The 1810-nt window shown below is 55.4% G+C and carries 2 protein-coding genes and 1 pseudogene; all 3 read left to right on the top strand.

Annotation, left to right across the window (positions count from 1 at the left end; all coding sequences use genetic code 11):
* Window positions 1-212 precede the first annotated feature (212 nt).
* Window positions 213-626, top strand: a pseudogene (locus AC1RQI_RS16745) (transposase); the annotation flags it as partial.
* Between the two features lie 196 nt (window positions 627-822).
* Entirely contained in the window at window positions 823-1371 is a 549-nt protein-coding gene (locus tag AC1RQI_RS16740) for a hypothetical protein (protein WP_481905750.1), read from the top strand.
* Between the two features lie 161 nt (window positions 1372-1532).
* Window positions 1533-1810: thiol-disulfide oxidoreductase DCC family protein (locus tag AC1RQI_RS16735; protein WP_481905749.1), on the top strand; the 278-nt coding region annotated here is incomplete at its 3' end.

Below are 1810 nucleotides of genomic sequence, written 5' to 3'. Positions count from 1 at the left end.
ACAACTCCTGAATCCGGCGCCCTGAAATCTAGTTTAACTCACTCGGGTGCTGTCTGGATTCAGGTTGACACTCAGGGGATCCAATGATCCAGGTCACAGCAGCGCTGGTAGCCGGTGGCGATACCAAAGTAGTGAACCCAGCAAAGCAGATTATCCCGGCCAGCGAATTCCACTTTGATCCAGTCAACCTCACTTGAGATTGCCCAGCGGGCAATCGGCTCAGTTACCGGGCCAGCCGGGAGGATGAAAACGGCACCCCAAAAGCCTATTTCGAAGGCCGCCTACTGCAGTGCCAGCATTGCCCGAAGAAACACCGCTGCATGCACAACCCCAGTAGCGCTGATCATCGCCATGGATCAGGGCGACAGGTGATCTTCCCCCTGGAACATAAGCGTGAGCCGAACTACACCGACTGGATGAAGCACAGGGTGGACAGCGCCGAAGGCAAGCGCATCTACAGCCACCGGATGTCAGTAGTGGAGCCAGTGTTCGGCAACATCGGAACGACCAAACGGTTGAATCGGTTCAGCCTGAGAGACAAACGCAAGGTCCAGGGCCAATGGCAGCTCTACTGCCTGGTGCATAACATCGAAAAGCTGGCCAATTACGGGCAGTTGGCCGCATGAAGAGGCGCGTCCGGAATGTAGCTGGTAGAAGCCGGCCATGATGGGCCTTCAAGGACGCGGAAGTAGTCCGGAAAGACCCGATATCGGAACCGGGAAGAAATCGAGCCAGCGACTACGCTGGTGAAATGAACCAGCAGGAAGGCTGCGGGTGAACCCGGAAGCGGGTTTTTCTACAGTCTCGTTAGAGGCCAAGTAAATGTACCGTGAGACCGTTGTTGCAGCAGCTGCACTGATGTCTGGGTGCTCTGTCGGTTGGACCGATCTTCGAACCGAGAATGCCGCAGCGGGTGGCTGGACCTGCCCGGACTCCTTGAAAGTCGATGTAGCAAGCGCCTCTACGACCAACACCTTTGGGCCTAAAGAAGCCCCACCGGATGAAATACGGGAGCTTCAGGCTCGGTATCGCACCGCTGCGGAGCGCGTCCTTAGTGAAAGGTCATGCGATTCAAGCCAGAACAAAAACAACGAAGAACTGCAGATTCGAGTTGAGAACATGCAACAGCTCAGCGCTCTACCCCAAGAGTGGCTCACAGGCCTATCGTTCGGACTCATCCCAAGTTGGGGCACCCGCCCGGCCGAGATGCGTTTCACGTTCACCCAAGGTTCTCGGAAGGCCACCTACTTGGTTGACGACAAGCGCGTGAATCACCTCGTCTTGTTCCCCGTTTTCTGGCTCTCGTTCTTTCTCGAGGACGGCGAGGCAAAGCTTGAGAAGGCACTCAATGATTTCACGACTGGGCTCTAATCGGGTAGCCGGGGGTATCTAACCCCCGGCCCCCACAACACCCTGCATGCGGCTCCGCACAGGGCGTTTCACCGGTAATGGTGAAGCTTGATCCAGCCCCGAAGGTACTGGGTGACCTTGAACAGCTGGTAGTGCATGGACACTTGGGGATTAGCTGAATTATGAGACAACAATCGCAGTCTAAACCAGATATTGCGTCCGAGGATCGAGTGGTCCTATTCGACGGGGTGTGCCGTTTGTGCTCCGCGTGGGCACGGTTCCTCATTAGATTTGATAGAAAACGTCGGTTCAAGTTGGCCACTGTTCAATCACCTGAAGGCCAGGCCATTCTGGAATCGCATGGTTTCCCCACGGATTACTACGACCTGAATCCGTTACTTCAATCGACCAGAAATGCGCCCAAAGCCTGCAATAACAAGGCTTTGAGCGATATAATAGC

It is taken from the genome of Salicola sp. AFF1 (assembly GCF_056783195.1).
This window is presented reverse-complemented; position numbering and strand designations above follow the sequence as displayed.